The 16,166-nt window shown below is 66.9% G+C and carries 13 protein-coding genes and 3 tRNA genes; 9 read left to right on the forward strand and 7 right to left on the reverse strand.

The genetic code is table 11. The features are described from left to right. Positions 1-16: 16 nt before the first annotated feature. The 4 genes from cls to HCT51_RS00995 all read right to left on the reverse strand — a co-directional run bounded on the left by cls (position 17) and on the right by HCT51_RS00995 (position 4,242). Positions 17-1,480, reverse strand: coding sequence for a cardiolipin synthase (gene cls / locus HCT51_RS00980; protein ID WP_166876200.1), 1,464 nt, complete (start codon positions 1,478-1,480; stop codon positions 17-19). Between the two features lie 39 nt (positions 1,481-1,519). Then, complete coding sequence (locus tag HCT51_RS00985; RefSeq protein ID WP_166876197.1) at positions 1,520-2,008, reverse strand: YajQ family cyclic di-GMP-binding protein; 489 nt, start codon at positions 2,006-2,008, stop codon at positions 1,520-1,522. Between the two features lie 13 nt (positions 2,009-2,021). Continuing rightward, positions 2,022-3,047 carry a LacI family DNA-binding transcriptional regulator gene (locus HCT51_RS00990; RefSeq protein ID WP_166876880.1) on the reverse strand — a complete coding sequence of 342 codons (1,026 nt, stop codon included), beginning with the start codon at positions 3,045-3,047 and terminating at the stop codon, positions 2,022-2,024. Positions 3,048-3,333: 286 nt separating this feature from the next. Next, positions 3,334-4,242 carry a type IV toxin-antitoxin system AbiEi family antitoxin domain-containing protein gene (locus HCT51_RS00995; RefSeq protein ID WP_166876194.1) on the reverse strand — a complete coding sequence of 303 codons (909 nt, stop codon included), beginning with the start codon at positions 4,240-4,242 and terminating at the stop codon, positions 3,334-3,336. 348 nt (positions 4,243-4,590) lie between these two features. Between HCT51_RS00995 and HCT51_RS01000 the strand changes: the two genes are divergently transcribed. The 3 genes from HCT51_RS01000 (at position 4,591) to HCT51_RS18900 (ending at position 6,996) form a co-directional block, all read left to right on the forward strand. Then, a tRNA-Tyr gene (locus tag HCT51_RS01000) sits at positions 4,591-4,675 on the forward strand. A 69-nt stretch (positions 4,676-4,744) separates the two neighbouring features. Then, a complete protein-coding gene (locus HCT51_RS01005; RefSeq protein ID WP_166876190.1) occupies positions 4,745-5,542 on the forward strand; it encodes an inositol monophosphatase family protein in 798 nt (265 codons plus the stop codon). A 146-nt stretch (positions 5,543-5,688) separates the two neighbouring features. Further along, entirely contained in the window at positions 5,689-6,996 is a 1,308-nt protein-coding gene (locus tag HCT51_RS18900; protein WP_166876187.1) for a M23 family metallopeptidase, read from the forward strand. Positions 6,997-7,071: 75 nt separating this feature from the next. Here HCT51_RS18900 and HCT51_RS01015 read toward each other — a convergent pair whose 3' ends face one another. Then, a complete protein-coding gene (locus tag HCT51_RS01015; RefSeq protein ID WP_191413690.1) occupies positions 7,072-8,793 on the reverse strand; it encodes a glycoside hydrolase family 13 protein in 1,722 nt (573 codons plus the stop codon). 296 nt (positions 8,794-9,089) lie between these two features. On the opposite strand from HCT51_RS01015, the gene HCT51_RS01020 reads away from it, so the two are divergent. From HCT51_RS01020 to HCT51_RS01040, 5 genes are all read left to right on the forward strand, one after another. Next, positions 9,090-10,310, forward strand: a complete 1,221-nt coding sequence (locus HCT51_RS01020) for a sugar ABC transporter substrate-binding protein (RefSeq protein ID WP_166876184.1) — start codon at positions 9,090-9,092, stop codon at positions 10,308-10,310. Positions 10,311-10,400: 90 nt separating this feature from the next. Further along, a complete protein-coding gene (locus HCT51_RS01025) occupies positions 10,401-12,023 on the forward strand; it encodes an ABC transporter permease subunit (RefSeq protein ID WP_166876181.1) in 1,623 nt (540 codons plus the stop codon). Next, complete coding sequence (locus HCT51_RS01030; protein WP_166876177.1) at positions 12,023-12,967, forward strand: sugar ABC transporter permease; 945 nt, start codon at positions 12,023-12,025, stop codon at positions 12,965-12,967. Before HCT51_RS01025 ends, HCT51_RS01030 begins: the two co-directional genes overlap by 1 nt. A 90-nt stretch (positions 12,968-13,057) precedes the next feature. Further along, positions 13,058-13,129 (forward strand) — tRNA-Thr (locus tag HCT51_RS01035). A gap of 28 nt (positions 13,130-13,157) precedes the next feature. Then, positions 13,158-13,234: transfer RNA gene (locus tag HCT51_RS01040), tRNA-Met, on the forward strand. A gap of 33 nt (positions 13,235-13,267) precedes the next feature. On the opposite strand, the gene HCT51_RS01045 is transcribed toward HCT51_RS01040, so the two are convergent. Together HCT51_RS01045 and HCT51_RS01050 are read right to left on the reverse strand one after the other, a co-directional pair. Further along, positions 13,268-14,032: an SGNH/GDSL hydrolase family protein gene (locus HCT51_RS01045; protein WP_166876174.1), complete on the reverse strand. Its 765-nt coding sequence runs from the start codon at positions 14,030-14,032 to the stop codon at positions 13,268-13,270. Positions 14,033-14,036: 4 nt separating this feature from the next. Continuing rightward, entirely contained in the window at positions 14,037-14,849 is an 813-nt protein-coding gene (locus HCT51_RS01050) for an IclR family transcriptional regulator (RefSeq protein ID WP_166876171.1), read from the reverse strand. A 92-nt stretch (positions 14,850-14,941) separates the two neighbouring features. Between HCT51_RS01050 and HCT51_RS01055 the strand changes: the two genes are divergently transcribed. Continuing rightward, a complete protein-coding gene (locus tag HCT51_RS01055; protein ID WP_166876166.1) occupies positions 14,942-16,165 on the forward strand; it encodes an FAD-dependent monooxygenase in 1,224 nt (407 codons plus the stop codon). The last annotated feature ends 1 nt before the right edge of the window (position 16,166 follow it).

A 16,166-nucleotide genomic window follows, 5' to 3' on the forward strand; every position in this document is an offset into this window, starting at 1 on the left:
CCGCGGGCTGCAGTTGCTACTGCAGCCCCGCGGTCAGGCGGGCCAGGTTGTCGAGCACCTGGCTACGGAACGGCCGTTCCAGCCATTCGTCCAGGCCCAGTTCGCGGCTGTTGCGCCGGTAGTCCTCTTCGACCTTGCGCAGGTCGCGCACGAAGCTCGCGCCGTGGATCATCACGGAGATCTCGAGGTTCAGCGTGAACGAGCGCATGTCCATGTTGCTTGAGCCGATCACCGCCACCTCATCGTCGATGGTGAAGTGCTTGCCGTGCAGCACGGTGGGTGCCTTGTACAGCCAGATCCGCACGCCCGCCCGCAACAGTGCCTCGTAGTAGCTGCGTTGCGCGTGGTACACCGTGGGCTGGTCGGCGACCTCGCTCACGAACAACTGCACATCGAGACCCCGCTGCGCCGCGGTGGTGATGGCGTACAGCATCGACTCGTCCGGCACGAAGTACGGGCTGGTGATGATGATGCGTTCCAGCGCGTTGTAGAGCAAGGCGTTGAACAGGCGCAGGTTGTTCTCACCCTCGAAGCCCGGCCCGCTCGGCACCACCTGGCAGTCGAGCGGCGCCACGGTCTGCACCTGGCGGGCGACCTCGGTCTCGCGCAGCAGCAGCTCGTCGGTCTCGCTGTACCAGTCGGTGATGAACAGCGCGTCGATGCCGGCCACGATCGGGCCCTCGAAGCGCACCATCAGGTCCTTCCACTGCAGACCCTTGCGGAGGTTCTTCTTCTTGTTGTAGCTGGCGTCGATCATGTTCTGCGAACCGGTGAACGCGAGCGTGCCATCGATCACCAGCAACTTGCGGTGGTTGCGCAGGTCGGGGCGCTGGTATTTGCCCTTCAGCGGCTGCACCGGCAGCATCAGCTGCCACTGCACCCCCATCCGCTTCAACCGGCGAACGGTGCGGCGGTACCCCGGGTAGCGCACCGACGCGACGTGGTCGAGCAGCACCCGCACGGTCACGCCGCGCTTGCGGGCATCCTCAAGCGCGATGAAGAAGGGCTCGCTGGTCGGGTCGAGATTGAGGATGTAGAACTCGGCGTGCACGTACCGGTTGGCCGTCTTCACGGCATCCGTCATCGCCTGAATTGACTCGTTGTAATTCGGCAGCAGGCTGGCCGAGTTGCCGCCGACCAGCGGCATCGCACCGAGCGTGCGGTTCATCTCGATGATCGACTCCAGCCAGATCGGCCAGGGCGTGTCGGTGCGCACCGCCTCGATGCCCTCGGTGGTCTCGAGAATGAAGGTGTTGATGGTCTCCTGCCGCTCCCGGCGCTTCTTCGGCAGCTTGGTGGAGCCGATGAGCAGGAACAGCAGGATGCCGATGAACGGCAGCAGGAAGATCGCAAGCAGCCAGGCGGTCGCGGTCTGCGGGCGACGGTTGCGCGGCACGACGATCAGTGAAACGACACGCACCGCGAGGTCGATCATGATGACTGCCACCGTGATCACCAGCGTGATCGTCGAGGCATCCATAGTCTCGAATCCTACTGATTCGAGAGGATTTCTTGTAAGTTAGCGGAAATTCACGAACTGCAGGGCGACCTCGAGGTCCTTGCCCTTGAGCAGCGCCATGGTTGCCTGCAGGTCGTCACGGCTCTTCGACTGCACCCGCAGCTCGTCGCCCTGGATCTGGCTCTTCACGCTCTTCGGGCCCTCGTCGCGGATGATCTTCGAGATCTTCTTCGCGTCATCCGAGGCGATTCCGTTCTTCAGGCTCACCTCGATGCGGTATTCCTTACCGCTCGCGAACGGCTCGCCGGCATCCAGAGAGCGCAGGCTGATGCCGCGCTTGATGAACTTCTGCTCGAGCACCTCGAGCACCGCCTTCACCCGCTCCTCGGCGCTCGCCTTGAGCAGCAGCTTCTCGCCGCTCCATTCCACGGATGCGCCGACGCCCTTGAAGTCATACCGCTGCGCGATTTCCTTCTGCGCCTGGTTGACGGCGTTCTCCGCCTCCATCTGGTCGACCTTGCTGACGATGTCGAATGATGAATCTGCCATGGGGGGAGTTTAGCTAGTGCCGGCGCGCATCGGGGCGTGCCGTGCTGGCGCGCACCATCAGCTCGAACGGCAGCGGCGTGTTCACCGAGCCCCGTTCGCGGCTGCCGGGATGCAGCTGGTCCATCAGGATCTCGACCGCCTTGCGGCCCTGCAGCGCCGGAAACTGCGCCACCGTGGAGAGCCCGAAGAACTCGGCGAGCTCGTGATCGTCGACCCCGATCACCGAGACATCGTCCGGCACGTGCAGGCCCATGTCGCGGGCGGCGAGGATGGTGCCGATCGCCATCTCGTCGGATGCGGCGAAAATCGCGGTCGGCCGGTTGCGCGGGTTGCCGAGCAGTTGCTTGGCGGCGCGGTACCCGCCCTGGATGGTGAAGTCGGCGGTGTGGAACAGCTCGGGCTGCACCGGGATGCCGACCGCTTCCAGCGCGGCCTCGTAGCCAACGCGGCGGTTGGTGGGCAGGTGGAAGTCGAGCTCGAACTCCTTGTCACCGCCGATGTGTGCGATTTTCTTGTGCCCGAGCGCGATCAGGTGTTCGGTGGCGAGCCGGGCGATCTCCACGTCGTCGACGCTGAGCGTGCGCACCCCGGGCAGCGGTCCGCCGACGCCGACGATGGGCTTGTTGATGGCGAGCAGCCGGCTCACCTCGTTGGCGGTAAGTTCGAGACTCACCGCGATGACGGCATCCACCCGCTTGCGCATCAGGAAGTGCTCGAACACGCTGCGCCGCTCTTCGCCGCCGCCGCCGAGGTTGTACAGGGTGAGGTCGTAGCCGTGGCTGAGCAGCGCGGACTCTGCCCCCTCGAGCACCGAGGTGTAGAACCACCGGTCGAGGAAGGGCACCACCACGCCCACGTTCTTGGTGCGGCCGGTGGCGAGGCTGGAGGCATTCGACGAGGCGACATAGCCCAGCTCACCCGCGGCGAGCAGCACTTTCTGCCGAGTGGCCTCGAGCACGTGCCCGTTGCCGCTGAGCGCGCGCGACACGGTGGCGGTGGACACACCGGCCAGCGCGGCGACGTCGTTGATACCGGGCATCCGCGACGGCACCTCCTTTGGCATTCCCTGATAGTAGCGGTGCGGCGGCGCGTGTTCGTTCCGTGTTTTCTTCGGTGGCTGGCGGTGGTCTGCGGGGCGGGTGCTGGGCGCTGGCGGACGGATGCTGGGCGCTGGCGGACGGATGCGATGGCGGGGGCGCGCAGAACGGCAGCATTCCGTCGCGCCACGCCGCTCAACTCGGGCGACACGCCGCTTCTCGCCGCGGATCACTGCCGTTGTACGCGGCAGCATCGCGGCATCCGCACGTCCAGGCTGGTCGCGCGGCTCACCTGAGGTGTTCGCCGCGGTCCATCTTTCGGAAGATCACTGCTTCGACCGTCAGCCAATCCCACATCACCTGACGGTTGCTGAACTCGAGGGTCAGAAAGCCGTACCCGTTCAGGATCGCCTCGCGGTCACGGTCCCGGTTGTAGTCGCTTGGCGAGCTGTGGTGCGCGATGCTTCCGATTTCGATCAGCATGCGGTCGCCGACCGCGAGGTCGGCGCGAATACCCTCTGCCACCCAGACTTGCGGGCGCACCGGGATTCCGGCGCGCAGGGCCCGCACTCGGGCGACCGACTCCGAGCCGGTATCGGCGCATGGCTCGACCTGGGCGAAGGTCGACTGGAACCGCGCCGGCATCCGGAGCTGGAGGGTGCGGTATTGCTCCGCCGTCATCAGTGGCCCGACCGTTTGGCCCGCAGCGTCGCGTCCAACGTGCAGCGCGGAATCGAGCATGGCGATCGCGTACTCCTCGGGCAGCGTTCGCAGGGACTGTTCGAGGCAGGTGACCAGCGGCACCACGAACGCCTCTAGATCGGGGTCGAACCTCTTGCGGTCGCGTCGCACCGCCACGCCATCGTCGGGACCGAGCGCGCGACCGAAGTCGTTGGGATGCTTGAGTTGGTGCGCGTCGGCGGCGACGCTGACGTGCAGCTTCTGGTGCGGCGGCTCCCACAATGAGTGGAACTGGGCGGCCGAGACGCCCGCCAGCGCGCCACCCACCCGCGCGGCACGGACGATGTCCGGCGGTGCCCCCGGTGCGGCATAGATTCCGCGACGCACGCGCACAATGTCGCCGCGCTGCTGAGCGCGGTGCACGGCGTCGTGCGAGTGGCCGGCAGCCAGCAGTTGGCGCGCACTCGCGACACCGCCCAGTGCCACGAGGGTGCGGAGTACGGATGCTGCTGCCACGAGTATGAGCATCACCGAGCCCGTGCGGCCGGTGGGGGTGGCTCCGGCATCGGGGGATGGTCGCGCCGCCCGCGGGCGGTGGAGGAGCGGATGCCGCGGACCGGTGGGACTGTCGGCGGTGGGCGGGTCCGCGCAGAACGGCAGTGATCCGTCGGGGTGGGCGGCGTGTCTTCGCAGCTGAGCGGCGTGTCGCCAGCGATCACTGCCGTTCTGCGCGGGGTGCTGGGCGGGAGGTGTTGCGCAGGGTGCCGACCGGCTCGCCAGTGCCGTGTTCTCGAGCACTCCCAACAGCAGGTATTCTTGTCGAGCGCCCTCGATTGGTGACTACACTCGGTCGAGCGCGCACCTGGCGAGTTACCCAAGTGGCCAAAGGGATCTGACTGTAAATCAGACTGCATCGCATTCGGGGGTTCGAATCCCTCACTCGCCACCAGCAAGAACCCCCGGACGCCGGGGGTTCTTTCGTTTTCCGGCGGCTCTCGGCACGTGGGAGAGTGGCGATATGAACTCTGAGCTGCTGAACCTCGCCCGCACCATCGCCGTCGAGGCGGGGGAACTGGCGCAGCGCCGGCGCATCGAGGGCGTCGAGGTGGCCGATCACAAGTCGTCGGCGGTGGATGTCGTCACCCACGCCGACCGCGAGACCGAGGCATTCATCCGCGCACGGCTCGCCGATGCGCGCCCCGGCGACGGCTTCCTCGGCGAGGAGAGCGCGGCCGAGTCGGGCACGACCGGGCTCACCTGGGTGGTCGACCCGATCGACGGCACCGTCAACTTCCTCTACGGCATCCCGCACTACGCCGTGAGCATCGCCGTCGTCGAAGGCGAGCCCGACCCGCTCACCTGGACGGCGCTCGCCGGCTGCGTGGTAAACCCGGAGACGGGCGAGGTGTACTCCGCCGCGGCCGGACACGGCGCGTTCCTGGGGGAGGAGAGGTTGCAGGTGGCACCCGCGGTCGACCTGTCGCAGGCGCTCATTGGCACCGGGTTCGGCTACTCGGCCGACCGGCGGGCCGAGCAGGGCGCGCTGGTCGCACGGCTGCTGCCGCGGGTCCGCGACATCCGTCGCCTCGGAACCGCGTCACTCGACCTGTGCTTCGTGGCAGCCGGCCGCCTGAACGGGTATTACGAGCGGGGACTGAACCCGTGGGACCACGCCGCCGGTGCGCTGGTCGCGGCCGAGGCAGGCGCCCGCGTAAGCGGCTGGTCGGGCAGGCCGGCGACCTCCGAGTTCATCCTCGCCGCGGAGCCCACCGTGGCGGAGGCACTGGAGCAGTTGCTCACCGAGTTCCACAGTTAAAGAAATTCGACTGGCACCGAATCCGATCGCTGTGTAGGGTTTATAAATCCGTTATATCTGGCTTGAACGTCGCGACGGATACCACCCCGAAGAATCGGTTCCACAACACCTGTGTGTGCGGAACATGTCCTGGAGAGTCACCGAAGTTGGAAAAGATCGCTGAACCCGGCAAGTCTTCGCCGACCCAGCGACCCAACGGACTCTTCACACAGGGATTCGAGCAGGCCGCAACGCCAGCGGCGACGGCTCAGCCGCTGACTCGCCGCGAACTGCGCGAGCGGGAGCGAGCAGCCGCTGCCCGCAAGCCGTCCGACTCGATCGCCCCGACCGAGATGCTGCCCGCCGTAGTCGAGGTCGGCGCGGTGAGCCCGGTCATCGACGAGACCGTCGAGCCATTCGTTCCCCAGCTGTTCCAGCCCACCATGGCAGTCACGCCGCCGGCCGCTCGCCCCGCTGCTGACAGCGCTGCAGAGGCGAAGGTCGCCGCGGCGACCGAGCCGCTGTTCGGCTTCCTGGCCGATGCGGTCATGCAGGTTGCCGAGCCCGCGGTCACCACCACCACCGTCGATCTGGTCACGCCCGCCGCGCTGCCCACCGCCACCGCATCCATCCCGGTTCCCGAGCAGACCGCTCCCTCCGAGCCGGCGGTCAGCCCGCGCCGTGCGGCCCGCCTCGCGGCGCCCGCGCGCTCGGGTCGGAAGCGTCAGGTCGCCGCCCGTCCGGCGACGGTGCGTGCAAAGCCCGGCTTCGCCAACGGCGTGGCCCGCAAGGTGCTCTCGGGCGCGGCATTCCTGTTTGCGGGCACGTTGATGGTCGGTATGACCGTTCCGGCGAATGCCTTCCGCATCGAGACCTACCAGGAACTCGGCACCGACGCCGACCAGAAGATCGTCGGCCAGAGCCTCGACCTTGCCGGCGCCTCCGCCGACGCTCAGGCGACCACTCGCGACGCGTTCACAGTGACCGACTTCGCCCAGGTGCAGCGCCTCAAGTACGGCACCGGCAACCGTGACCTGTCGTACACGACCAGCGGAACCGGCCCGGTCCGCTGGCCGTTCCCGGTGGCCGTTCCGCTCAGCTCCGGCTACGGCGACCGCGTGGCACCTTGCCGCGGCTGCTCCAGCCAGCACGAGGGCGTCGACTTCGTGCCCGGAGCCGGCACGCCGATCTTCGCGATCGCCGATGGCGTGGTGAAGAGCCACACCCAGGGTGGCGCGTACGGCAACCATGTCGTGCTCGAGCATGTGATCAACGGCAAGAAGGTCACCAGCCTGTACGCGCACATGCAGTGGGGCTCCAGCCCGCTGTCCGAGGGCGACATGATCCCGGTGGGCGAGTTCATCGGTCTCGTCGGCAACACCGGCGCATCCACCGGCCCGCACCTGCACTTCGAAATCCACCTCGATGGCGTTCCCGTGAACCCGTTCACGTGGCTCAAGGCAAACGCCTTCTAAGTCCCGCTTAACAACGGATGCCCCGCTCGCGCGGGGCATCCGTGTTTCGAACTGGGTGACCAGTGAGGCCGCTCGCTACACCAGCCACACGGTGGCGTCGCCGGGCAGCTCGCCGTCGATCGGCGCGCTGGAGAGCACGACGTCGCCGGCGGGCAGCGCGATCGGTTTCGTGCCGGTGTTCGCGATTACGGTCACCGACCCGTTGCGGAAGGCGACCACGTCGTCCGGGTAACCGTCGAGCCAGGTCACGTCGCCCGAGCCGAGCGCGTGCTCGCGTCGCAGCTCGAGTGCGCGGCGGTACAGCTCCAGGGTGCTGCCCTGAACGCCGAGCTGCTTGTCGCGAGCCAGCGCAGACCAGCCGGTCGGCTGCGGCAGCCAGCTGGCTCCCGTGCCGTTGAAGCCGAACGCGGGGGCGTCCGCTTCCCAGGGCAGCGGAACGCGGCATCCGTCTCGGCCATATCGCTCGCCGTTGGTGCGGAACCAGGTCGGGTCCTGGCGCGCCGAGTCCGGCAGGTCGATGGCCTCGGGCAAGCCGAGTTCCTCGCCCTGGTAGATGTATGCGCTGCCGGGCAGCGACAGCATCAGCGCGGTGGCGGCGCGGGCGCGACGCAGGCCGACTTCCTGGTCGGGAAGGCCGACGGTTTTCGGTCCGATGCCGTGACCCTGCAGATTGTCGGCGGTGAGGGCGAGTCGGCTGGCGTGTCGCACCACGTCGTGGTTGCTGAGCACCCAGGTGCTCGGTGCGCCGACCGCGCTGAACGCCTCGATCGAGTCGTCGATCACCGCGCGCAGGTCCTTGCCCGCCCAGGGTGTTTCGAGGTAGGCGAAGTTGAAGGCCTGGTGCATCTCGTCTGGGCGTACCCAGTTGGCCACCTTGCTCAGCGGATCCACCCAGGCCTCGGCGGCGAGGATGCGCCCGCCCGGGTAGCTGTCGAGCAGGATGCGCCACTCCCGGTAGATCTCGTGCACGCCGTCCTGAGCCCAATACGGCGGGTCGTCGGTGGCCTCGTCGCTGATCCCCGGTTCGAGGGTCGCGGTTCCGCCGCCCATGCTGCCGCCTTCGGCCGGTGGGGTGTAGTCGGGCAGGCCGTCGGCCTTGATCATGCCGTGCGCCACGTCGACGCGGAAGCCGTCGACGCCGCGGTCGAGCCAGAAGCGCAGCACGTCGAGGAACTGGTCGCGCACCCAGCGGTTGTTCCAGTCGAGATCTGGCTGCGAGGAGTCGAACAGGTGCAGGTACCACTGCTCGGGCTGACCGTCGGCGCCGGTCACGCGGGTCCAGGCGGGTCCGCCGAAGACCGACTGCCAGTTGTTCGGCGGCAGTTCGCCGTTCTTGCCCTTGCCGTCGCGGAAGATGTACCGGGCGCGCTCCACCGAGCCGGCGCCCGCGGCCAGCGCCGCCTGGAACCAGCGGTGCTGGTCGGACGAGTGGTTGGGCACCAGATCGACGATGACGCGGATGCCGAGTTCGTGAGCCCGCGCCGTCATGGCGTTGAAGTCGGCCAGAGTGCCGAACAGCGGGTCGATGTCGCAGTAGTCGGCGACGTCGTAACCGGCGTCCTTCTGCGGCGAGGTGTAGAACGGCGACAGCCAGATGGCGTCGACACCAAGGGCGGCGAGCGAGTCGAGCCGGCCGGTGATGCCGGGCAGGTCGCCGATGCCGTCACCCGACGCGTCGGCGAATGACCGGGGGTAGATCTGGTAGATGACAGCCGTGCGCCACCACTCGGCACCGGGCGCCAGCGCGGCGTCGGTGGCGGAGGGCATGGCAGCGGGCAGTGCGCTCTCGTTGGACATGAGCGCCACAATACGCCAAACCCCCACCCTGTGTGCAAGCGCTTGCAGAGGTGAGTGGAAGCGGGCTGGCGCCCCCATTCCGGAGGGCAGCGCGGCTGGCCGTCCGCGGTTGTGGATTAGCGACAAAAGTTTGCTAAATCTGATTTGACCGGTGTATGAATGGAAGCGCTTGCATATCGCAGGCACCCCCATCAAGAGAACGACCTCTGGGACACGTTATGGATTGCAATCACCAATCCAGGCCGCAGGCTGGCCAGGCGTGTGCGGAGATCGTCCGCACATGAAAGGTGACACCAATGAAGGTGAAAACACGCAGCATCCTCACGGCTGGTGCGCTCGCAACCACGGCAGCACTGGTGCTCGCCGGGTGCGCGGGCGGAGCAGACGATTCCGGTGACGCCGCGGCGACCAGCACGCTGACGGTCTGGGTCGACGCCGAGCGCGTCGATGCCCTGAAAGATGCCGCGGCGGCATACCAGGACAAGACCGGTGTCGAGGTCGACCTGGTTTCCAAGGACGTCGCCAAGATCAAGGATGACTTCATCCAGCAGGCGCCGACCGGCAAGGGCCCTGACATCGTGATGGGCGCCCACGACTGGCTGGGCGAGCTCGTCACCAACGGTGTCGTCGCTCCGATCGAGCTGTCCGACAAGGAAGGTGACTTCCTCGAGGTCGCCTACAAGGCTGCCACCTACGACGGCAACCAGTACCTGCTGCCCTACGCAGTGGAGAACCTCGCACTGCTGCGCAACGCCGACCTCGTTCCCGAGGCAGCGTCCTCCTTCGACGACATGATCGCCAAGGGCACCGCAGCCGGTGTCGAGCTTCCGTTCGTCGTCGAGCAGGGTGCCGAGGGCAACCCCTACCACCTGTACCCGTTCCAGACCGCATTCGGCGCCCCGGTCTTCGGCAGCAACGAGGGCGGCTATGACGCCACCGACCTGCAGCTCGGCAACGCCGGAGGCGAGCAGTTCGCCCAGTGGCTGGCCGCACAGGGTGTCGCCGGCACGCTGAGCACCGAGATCACCGGTGACATCGCCAAGGAGAAGTTCACCGCCGGCCAGGCTGCCTTCTGGCTGACCGGACCGTGGAACGTCGGCGCAGCAGTCGACGCCGGCATCAACGTTGAGGTCGACGTCATCGCCAGCCCCGGACCCGAGGCGGCCCAGCCGTTCGCCGGCGTCAAGGGCTTCCTGCTCAGCGAGACCAGCAAGAACAAGGTTGCCGCCAACGACTTCCTGGTGAACTACCTCGCCACCGAAGACGTGCAGACCGCCCTCTACGAGTCGGGCAACATCCTTCCCGCGCTGGCGGCATCCGCTGAGGCTGCTTCCTCTGACCCGATCGTCGGCGGCTTCGCAGCCGTGGGCGCCGAGGCCGTGCCGATGCCCGCCGTTCCCGCGATGGGTTCGGTCTGGCAGTTCTGGGGCATCGCTGAGGCAGCGATCATCGACGGCGCCGACCCTGTCACCATCTGGCAGAAGCTGGCCACCGACGTGCAGGGCGCAATCGGCTAACACCGGTCTCCCCGATTCCCCTGGGCGAGGCACACGCTTCGCCCGGGGGAGTCAGCACTACACCAGCAGGTCTCTCGAAGAAAGAAGCCGATGAGCACGCTCACCGATGACGAGGTCACAGAGTCGGAGTCGCTGCCTCCGACCAAGAGGCAGAGGCAGGCCGCGCGTCTGGCCGAGCACGCATCGATCGGTGTGAGGGCGCTGCTGGTCAAGATCCTGCTGCTCGGCATCGTCGACGCCATCGCAGTGTGGGCGCTCTTCATCCTCGTGATGAAGGAACAGTGGGTGATCGGCGCGATCGTGCTGGTCGTCACCCTGCTCGCCAACTGGATCTACTTCAGCCCGGGCAAGCTGCCCGCGAAATACCTCACGCCCGGCGTCATCTTCCTGGTCGTGTTCCAGATTTTCGTCATCGTCTACACCGGGTACATCGGCTTCACCAACTACAGCACCGGTCACAACAGTGACAAGGAGCAGGCGGTCTCCGCCCTGATCAGCTCCGCGCAGGAGCGCGTGCCGGATTCCCCCACGTACGGCGTGACGGTGGTGGAGAACCTCGAGGGTCTCGGCGTGCTGGTCACCGACCCTGACGGCGACGTCTCCGTCGGCAAACCCGACTCACCGCTCGAGCCGGTGCGCAACGCCACGATGGACGGCGGTAAGGCGGTCGCCGCAGACGGGTACACCAGCCTGTCGTTCCAGCAGATCCTCACCAGGCAGAACGAGATCTCGTCGCTGTCTGTGCCGTTCTCGGATGACCCCAATGACGGGTCGCTGCGCACCCCGGACGGCCAAACCGGATACCTCTACACCTCGAGCCTCGTCTACGACCAGGCGGCCGACACCATGACCGACACGGCCACCGGAACCGTCTACACCGACCAGGGCACCGGGGCGTTCACCTCCGCCGACGGCGAGGAAATGCTGCCCGGCTGGCGCATCAACGTGGGCTTCGATAACTTCACCCGCGCGTTCAGCGAGGAGAGCATCCGCGATCCGCTGGTCAACGTGATCATCTGGACCATCGTGTTCGCGCTGATCTCGGTGGCGTCCACGTTCTTCCTGGGGCTCTTCCTCGCCATTGTCTTCAACGACATGCGGATGAAGGGGCGCAAGTTCTACCGGGTGCTGATGATCCTGCCGTACGCCTTCCCGGCGTTCCTCTCGGCGCTGGTCTGGTCCGGCATGCTCAGTGAGAGCTTCGGGTTCGTGAACCAGGTGGTGCTGGGCGGCGCGGAGATCCCGTGGCTGACCGACCCGTTCCTCGCCAAGGTCAGCATCCTGATGGTCAACCTCTGGCTCGGATTTCCCTACATGTTCCTGGTCTGCACCGGAGCGCTGCAGTCGATTCCGGATGACGTGCTGGAAGCCGCGAAGATGGACGGCGCGAAGCCATGGGCGATCTTCCGGCTGATCAAGCTGCCGCTGCTGCTGGTGTCGCTGGCGCCGCTGCTGATCTCGTCGTTCGCGTTCAACTTCAACAACTTCAACCTGATCTACATGCTCACCGGCGGAGGCCCGCGCGACCCGCTGGCCGGCGTGAACGTCGGCGCCACCGACATCCTGATCTCCATGGTTTACAAGGTGGCCTTTACCGGGCAGGCGCGTGACTATGGCCTGGCCAGCGCGTTCTCGATCATCATCTTCATCATCGTGGCGACTATTTCGATCATCGCGTTCCGACGCACCAAGATGCTGGAGGAGCTGAACTGATGAGCGACTCGACCACCACCAGGGCCCACGCCGGCACCGCCAGCTCGCCGCGCGCGCTGAAGATGGCGCCCGATCTTCCCCGGCGGCCATTCGACCTGCGCCGCTGGTTCTTCGCCACCGGATGGCGGCACATTGTGGGCGTCATCATGGTGCTGTACTCGGTGTTCCCGCTGCTGTACGTGCTGTCGGCGTCGCTCAACCCGCGCGGCACCCTCACCGGCTCGAACCAGCTGTTCTCGGCCATCGGACTGGACGCCTACGCGCGCCTACTGAACGACCCGGACCAGCCGTTCGCCGCCTGGTTCGGCAACACCCTTCTGATCGCCGGAGTCACCGCGGTCTGCAGCGTCTTCCTCGGCGCGCTCGCCGCGTACTCGTTCTCACGGATGCGATTCAAGGGCCGCCGAATGGGCCTGATGTCGGTGGTGCTGGTGCAGATGTTCCCGCAGCTGCTGGCCGTGGTGGCGATCTTCATGGTGATGTCGACGATCAGCGACATCTTCCCGGCGATCGGTCTGAACACCCACATCGGCCTCATCATGGTGTACCTCGGCGGTGCGCTGGGCGTGAACACCTACCTGATGTACGGCTTCTTCAACACGGTGCCGACCGACATCGACGAGGCAGCGAAGATCGATGGAGCCAGCCACGCCCGCATCTTCTTCACCATCATCCTGCGGCTGGTGGCGCCGATCCTCGCCGTGGTCGCACTGCTGTCGTTCATTTCGACCACCAACGAATTCGTCGTCGCCAGCATCCTGCTGATCGACCCGGAGAAGCAGACGCTCGCCGTCGGCCTCTACAAACTCGTCTCCAACCCCAACTACGCCGACTGGAGTGCATTCTCGGCCGGTGCCGTGCTGGCCGCTCTGCCGGTGATGGCGCTGTTCCTGTTCCTGCAGAAGTACATCGTGGGCGGCCTGACCGCGGGGGCGGTGAAGTAACGAAGCGCCCGCGTTCAATGAGGCCTCTTGGGGATGATATTGTTTAGCGGTTGCCAAAACACCGGCACGGTTTCACAGTTGTGAAACTATGCCCCCTTAGCTCATTGGTAGAGCACTTCCTTGGTAAGGAAGAGGTAGTGGGTCCGATTCCCACAGGGGGCTCGATCGGGCAGTATTGACTGCAGGTCGCGGCGGGATAGCTCAGGTGGTCAGAGCACACGGCTCATAATCGTGGTGTCGCGGGTTCAAGTCCCGCTCCCGCTACCAACACCGCTCCACATCGCCTCGCGGCGCGCTGCGTCACAGACGCGGGCGTTCCACCGGTGTGAGCTCCGCGAACTTCGGTTCCCGGCCATCGCCCGATGACTTGCGGGTGAGCCGTCGCCCGATCCACGGCAGCACGTACTGCCGGTAATACGTGGCCGTGCCAATCCGCTCGGCCACCGACTCGTCTACCGGCGGGTGCCAGTCGACACCGAGTGCGGTCAGCACGTTGCGGGCGACCCGCGCGTGCCCCGTCGCGTTCAGATGCAGCCGGTCAGCCGACCAGTAATCACGCTTCATCAGCTCGGGGTCTGACCAGTTGTGCACCATCGTGACGGCCTTACGGCCGGCGATCACCGGTTTCAGCGCGACCGCCAGCTCATCGCCGCGACGTTGCATGACCGCCCCAAGCGGCAGGTGCAGCGACGGATTCGCGCCGCTCAGCAGCAGCACATGCGTTCCGGTGTCTGCGGCCCGGTCCAGTACGTGCCGGGTGAGGGCGACCAGGTACTCCAGCGACATCCGCGGGCGCATCATGTCGTTCCCGCCGCCATTGAACGAGAGCAGCTCCGGCTTCAGGGCGAGCGCCGGCTCCAGCTGCTCGCTGATGATCCGGCCGAGCAGGCGACCACGGATGGCGAGGTTGGCGTAGCTCACCGGCTCCTCGGATGCGGCAGCCAGCCCGGCGGCGACCATGTCGGCCCAGCCGCGCACGCGTCCGTCGGGCAACTCGTCGCCGACCCCCTCGGTGAAGCTGTCACCGATGGCCACGTAGCTTCGAAACACCGCGCTCTCGCCCATGCGGCTACGCTACTCGGCCGGAGGAGACACGGATGCCGTGCTCCACGAGCTCGGCGTGGATCGCGTCCCTGGTCTGCAGCGCCGCGGCCACGGTGTCCCGGCTCAGCACCCGCTCGAATCGGGACACCGGGGTGGCGATCGAGAACGCCGCGATCGGCCGGTCGTCGGCGCCGGGAATCGCGAAGCCGATCGCGCAGACCCCTCGCTCGGTCTGCTGCCGGTTGATCGCGAACCCCTGACGGCGGATCGTGTCCAGCTCACGCTGAAACGCGTGGAACTCGGCATCCGTCATCCACTCGCCCGACAGCTCCGACCCGGCCGAGCGGTACAGCCGCTCCAGCACGCGCTCGTCGACGGTGGCGAGCAGCGCCTTGCCGCCCGACGCGCGCCGAGCCGAGAGCACCTGCCCCTGACGGTCGCTGACCCGTTCCTCGTTCTCGGACTGCACCGTGGACAGGAAGCGCACCGCGGCGCCGACCCGCACCATCAGGTTCACCGTCTCGGTGATGCTGTGTGAGAGAACTTTCAAATGCGGATGCGCGATGTCGAGCAGTGCTCTCGTCCAGGTCGCGCGGATCGGCATCACGCCCAGGCCCGGGCCGGGCAGGTAGACCCGCGACTCGTCCTGAATCGCGAACCCGCGGTAGACCAGCATGGCGAGCAAGCGGTGCGTGGTGGACGGGGCGACCCCGAGCTGTTTCGCGGCGTCCTTCACTCGCACGCTGCCATGATCGCGCAGTAACTGCAGCAGGTGCAGGGCGCTGTCGACCGACTCGATCGTGTATTGCGGCGGACGTGCCAGCGGCTGATTCTGCACGCCAGAATTCTAGTGCCGGTTCGCGGAGAGGTTTGCCAGAGTGGGAGGAAGTTTTCGCGCCAATCATGGCGTTGGTTCATAAAGGAGTGACCATGGGCACCACAACACCCGAAGTTCTTGTCGTCGGCGGTGGAATCGGCGGACTCGCGACCGCATTCGTGCTGCGCCGGGCCGGCGTGAACGTGACGCTCATCGAGCGGGCCGCCGAGTTCGGCGAGGTGGGAGCCGGCCTGCAGCTCGGCCCGAACGCCACCCGCATCCTCGATGACTGGGGCCTGCTCGAGAACGTGAAGGCGATCGGAGTCGTTCCGCACAACCTGGTGGTGCGCGACGCGATCACCAATGAGGAACTCACCAGGCAAGAGCTGCTCGGCGACTTCGCCGAGCGCTACGGCGCCCCCTATGTCGTTGCGCACCGCAGCGACCTGCACACCGTGTTCCTGAACGCCGCCCGGGACGCGGGCGTCACCCTCGTGACGAGCGAGCAGATCGACCGGGTCGAGACCGTGGGTGACCGCGCCATCGCGCACGCGGTGAGCGGGAAGACCTGGGAGGTCGACGCGGTGATCGCCGCCGACGGACTGCGGTCCGCGCTGCGCGCTCAGATCTCAGACGATGCGCCCGTGGCATCCGGCTACGTCGCCTACCGCGGTACCTGCCCGATCGACGAGGTCCCGGAACTGCAGCACCACGACGACGTTGTGGTGTGGGTCGGCCCGGGCTGCCACTTCGTGCAGTACCCGCTGCGCGGCGGCGAGGTGCTCAACCAGGTGGCCGTGTTCCAGTCACCGGCGTTCGAGCGCGGCGAAGCCGAATGGGGAGGACCCGAAGAGCTCGAAGCGGCGTACAAGGACTGCGTCGAACCGATCCGCGAGGGCCTCGAGCACATCTGGAAAGACCGCCAATGGCAGATGTACGACCGGGAGCCGATCGGCACCTGGGTGCAGGGCCGGATGGTGCTCGTCGGTGACGCGGCACACCCGATGCTGCAGTACCTGGCGCAGGGCGCCTGCCAGGCGATCGAGGATGCCGAGGCCATCGGCCGCGCTGTCGCGAATCATGTCCTGGCCGCGCAGGCCGACAACGCCGAGCAGGCCAACAACGCCGGCTGGCCCGCCGCGCTCGAGGAGTTCGCCGCGGAGCGCACGGTGCGCACCGCCCAGGTGCAGCGCAGTGCTCGCAAATGGGGCGCGTCCTGGCACGTCGATGGCGCCGCCCGGGTGGCGCGGAACGCGCTGTACAAGGGCCGCGACGCGCACAGCTACGAGTACCTCGACTGGATCTACGCCGAGCGCAATCTGGCCGTCACGAAGTAGG

Origin of the sequence: Salinibacterium sp. ZJ450 (assembly GCF_011751885.2) — a bacterium.
GTDB lineage: Bacteria > Actinomycetota > Actinomycetes > Actinomycetales > Microbacteriaceae > Ruicaihuangia.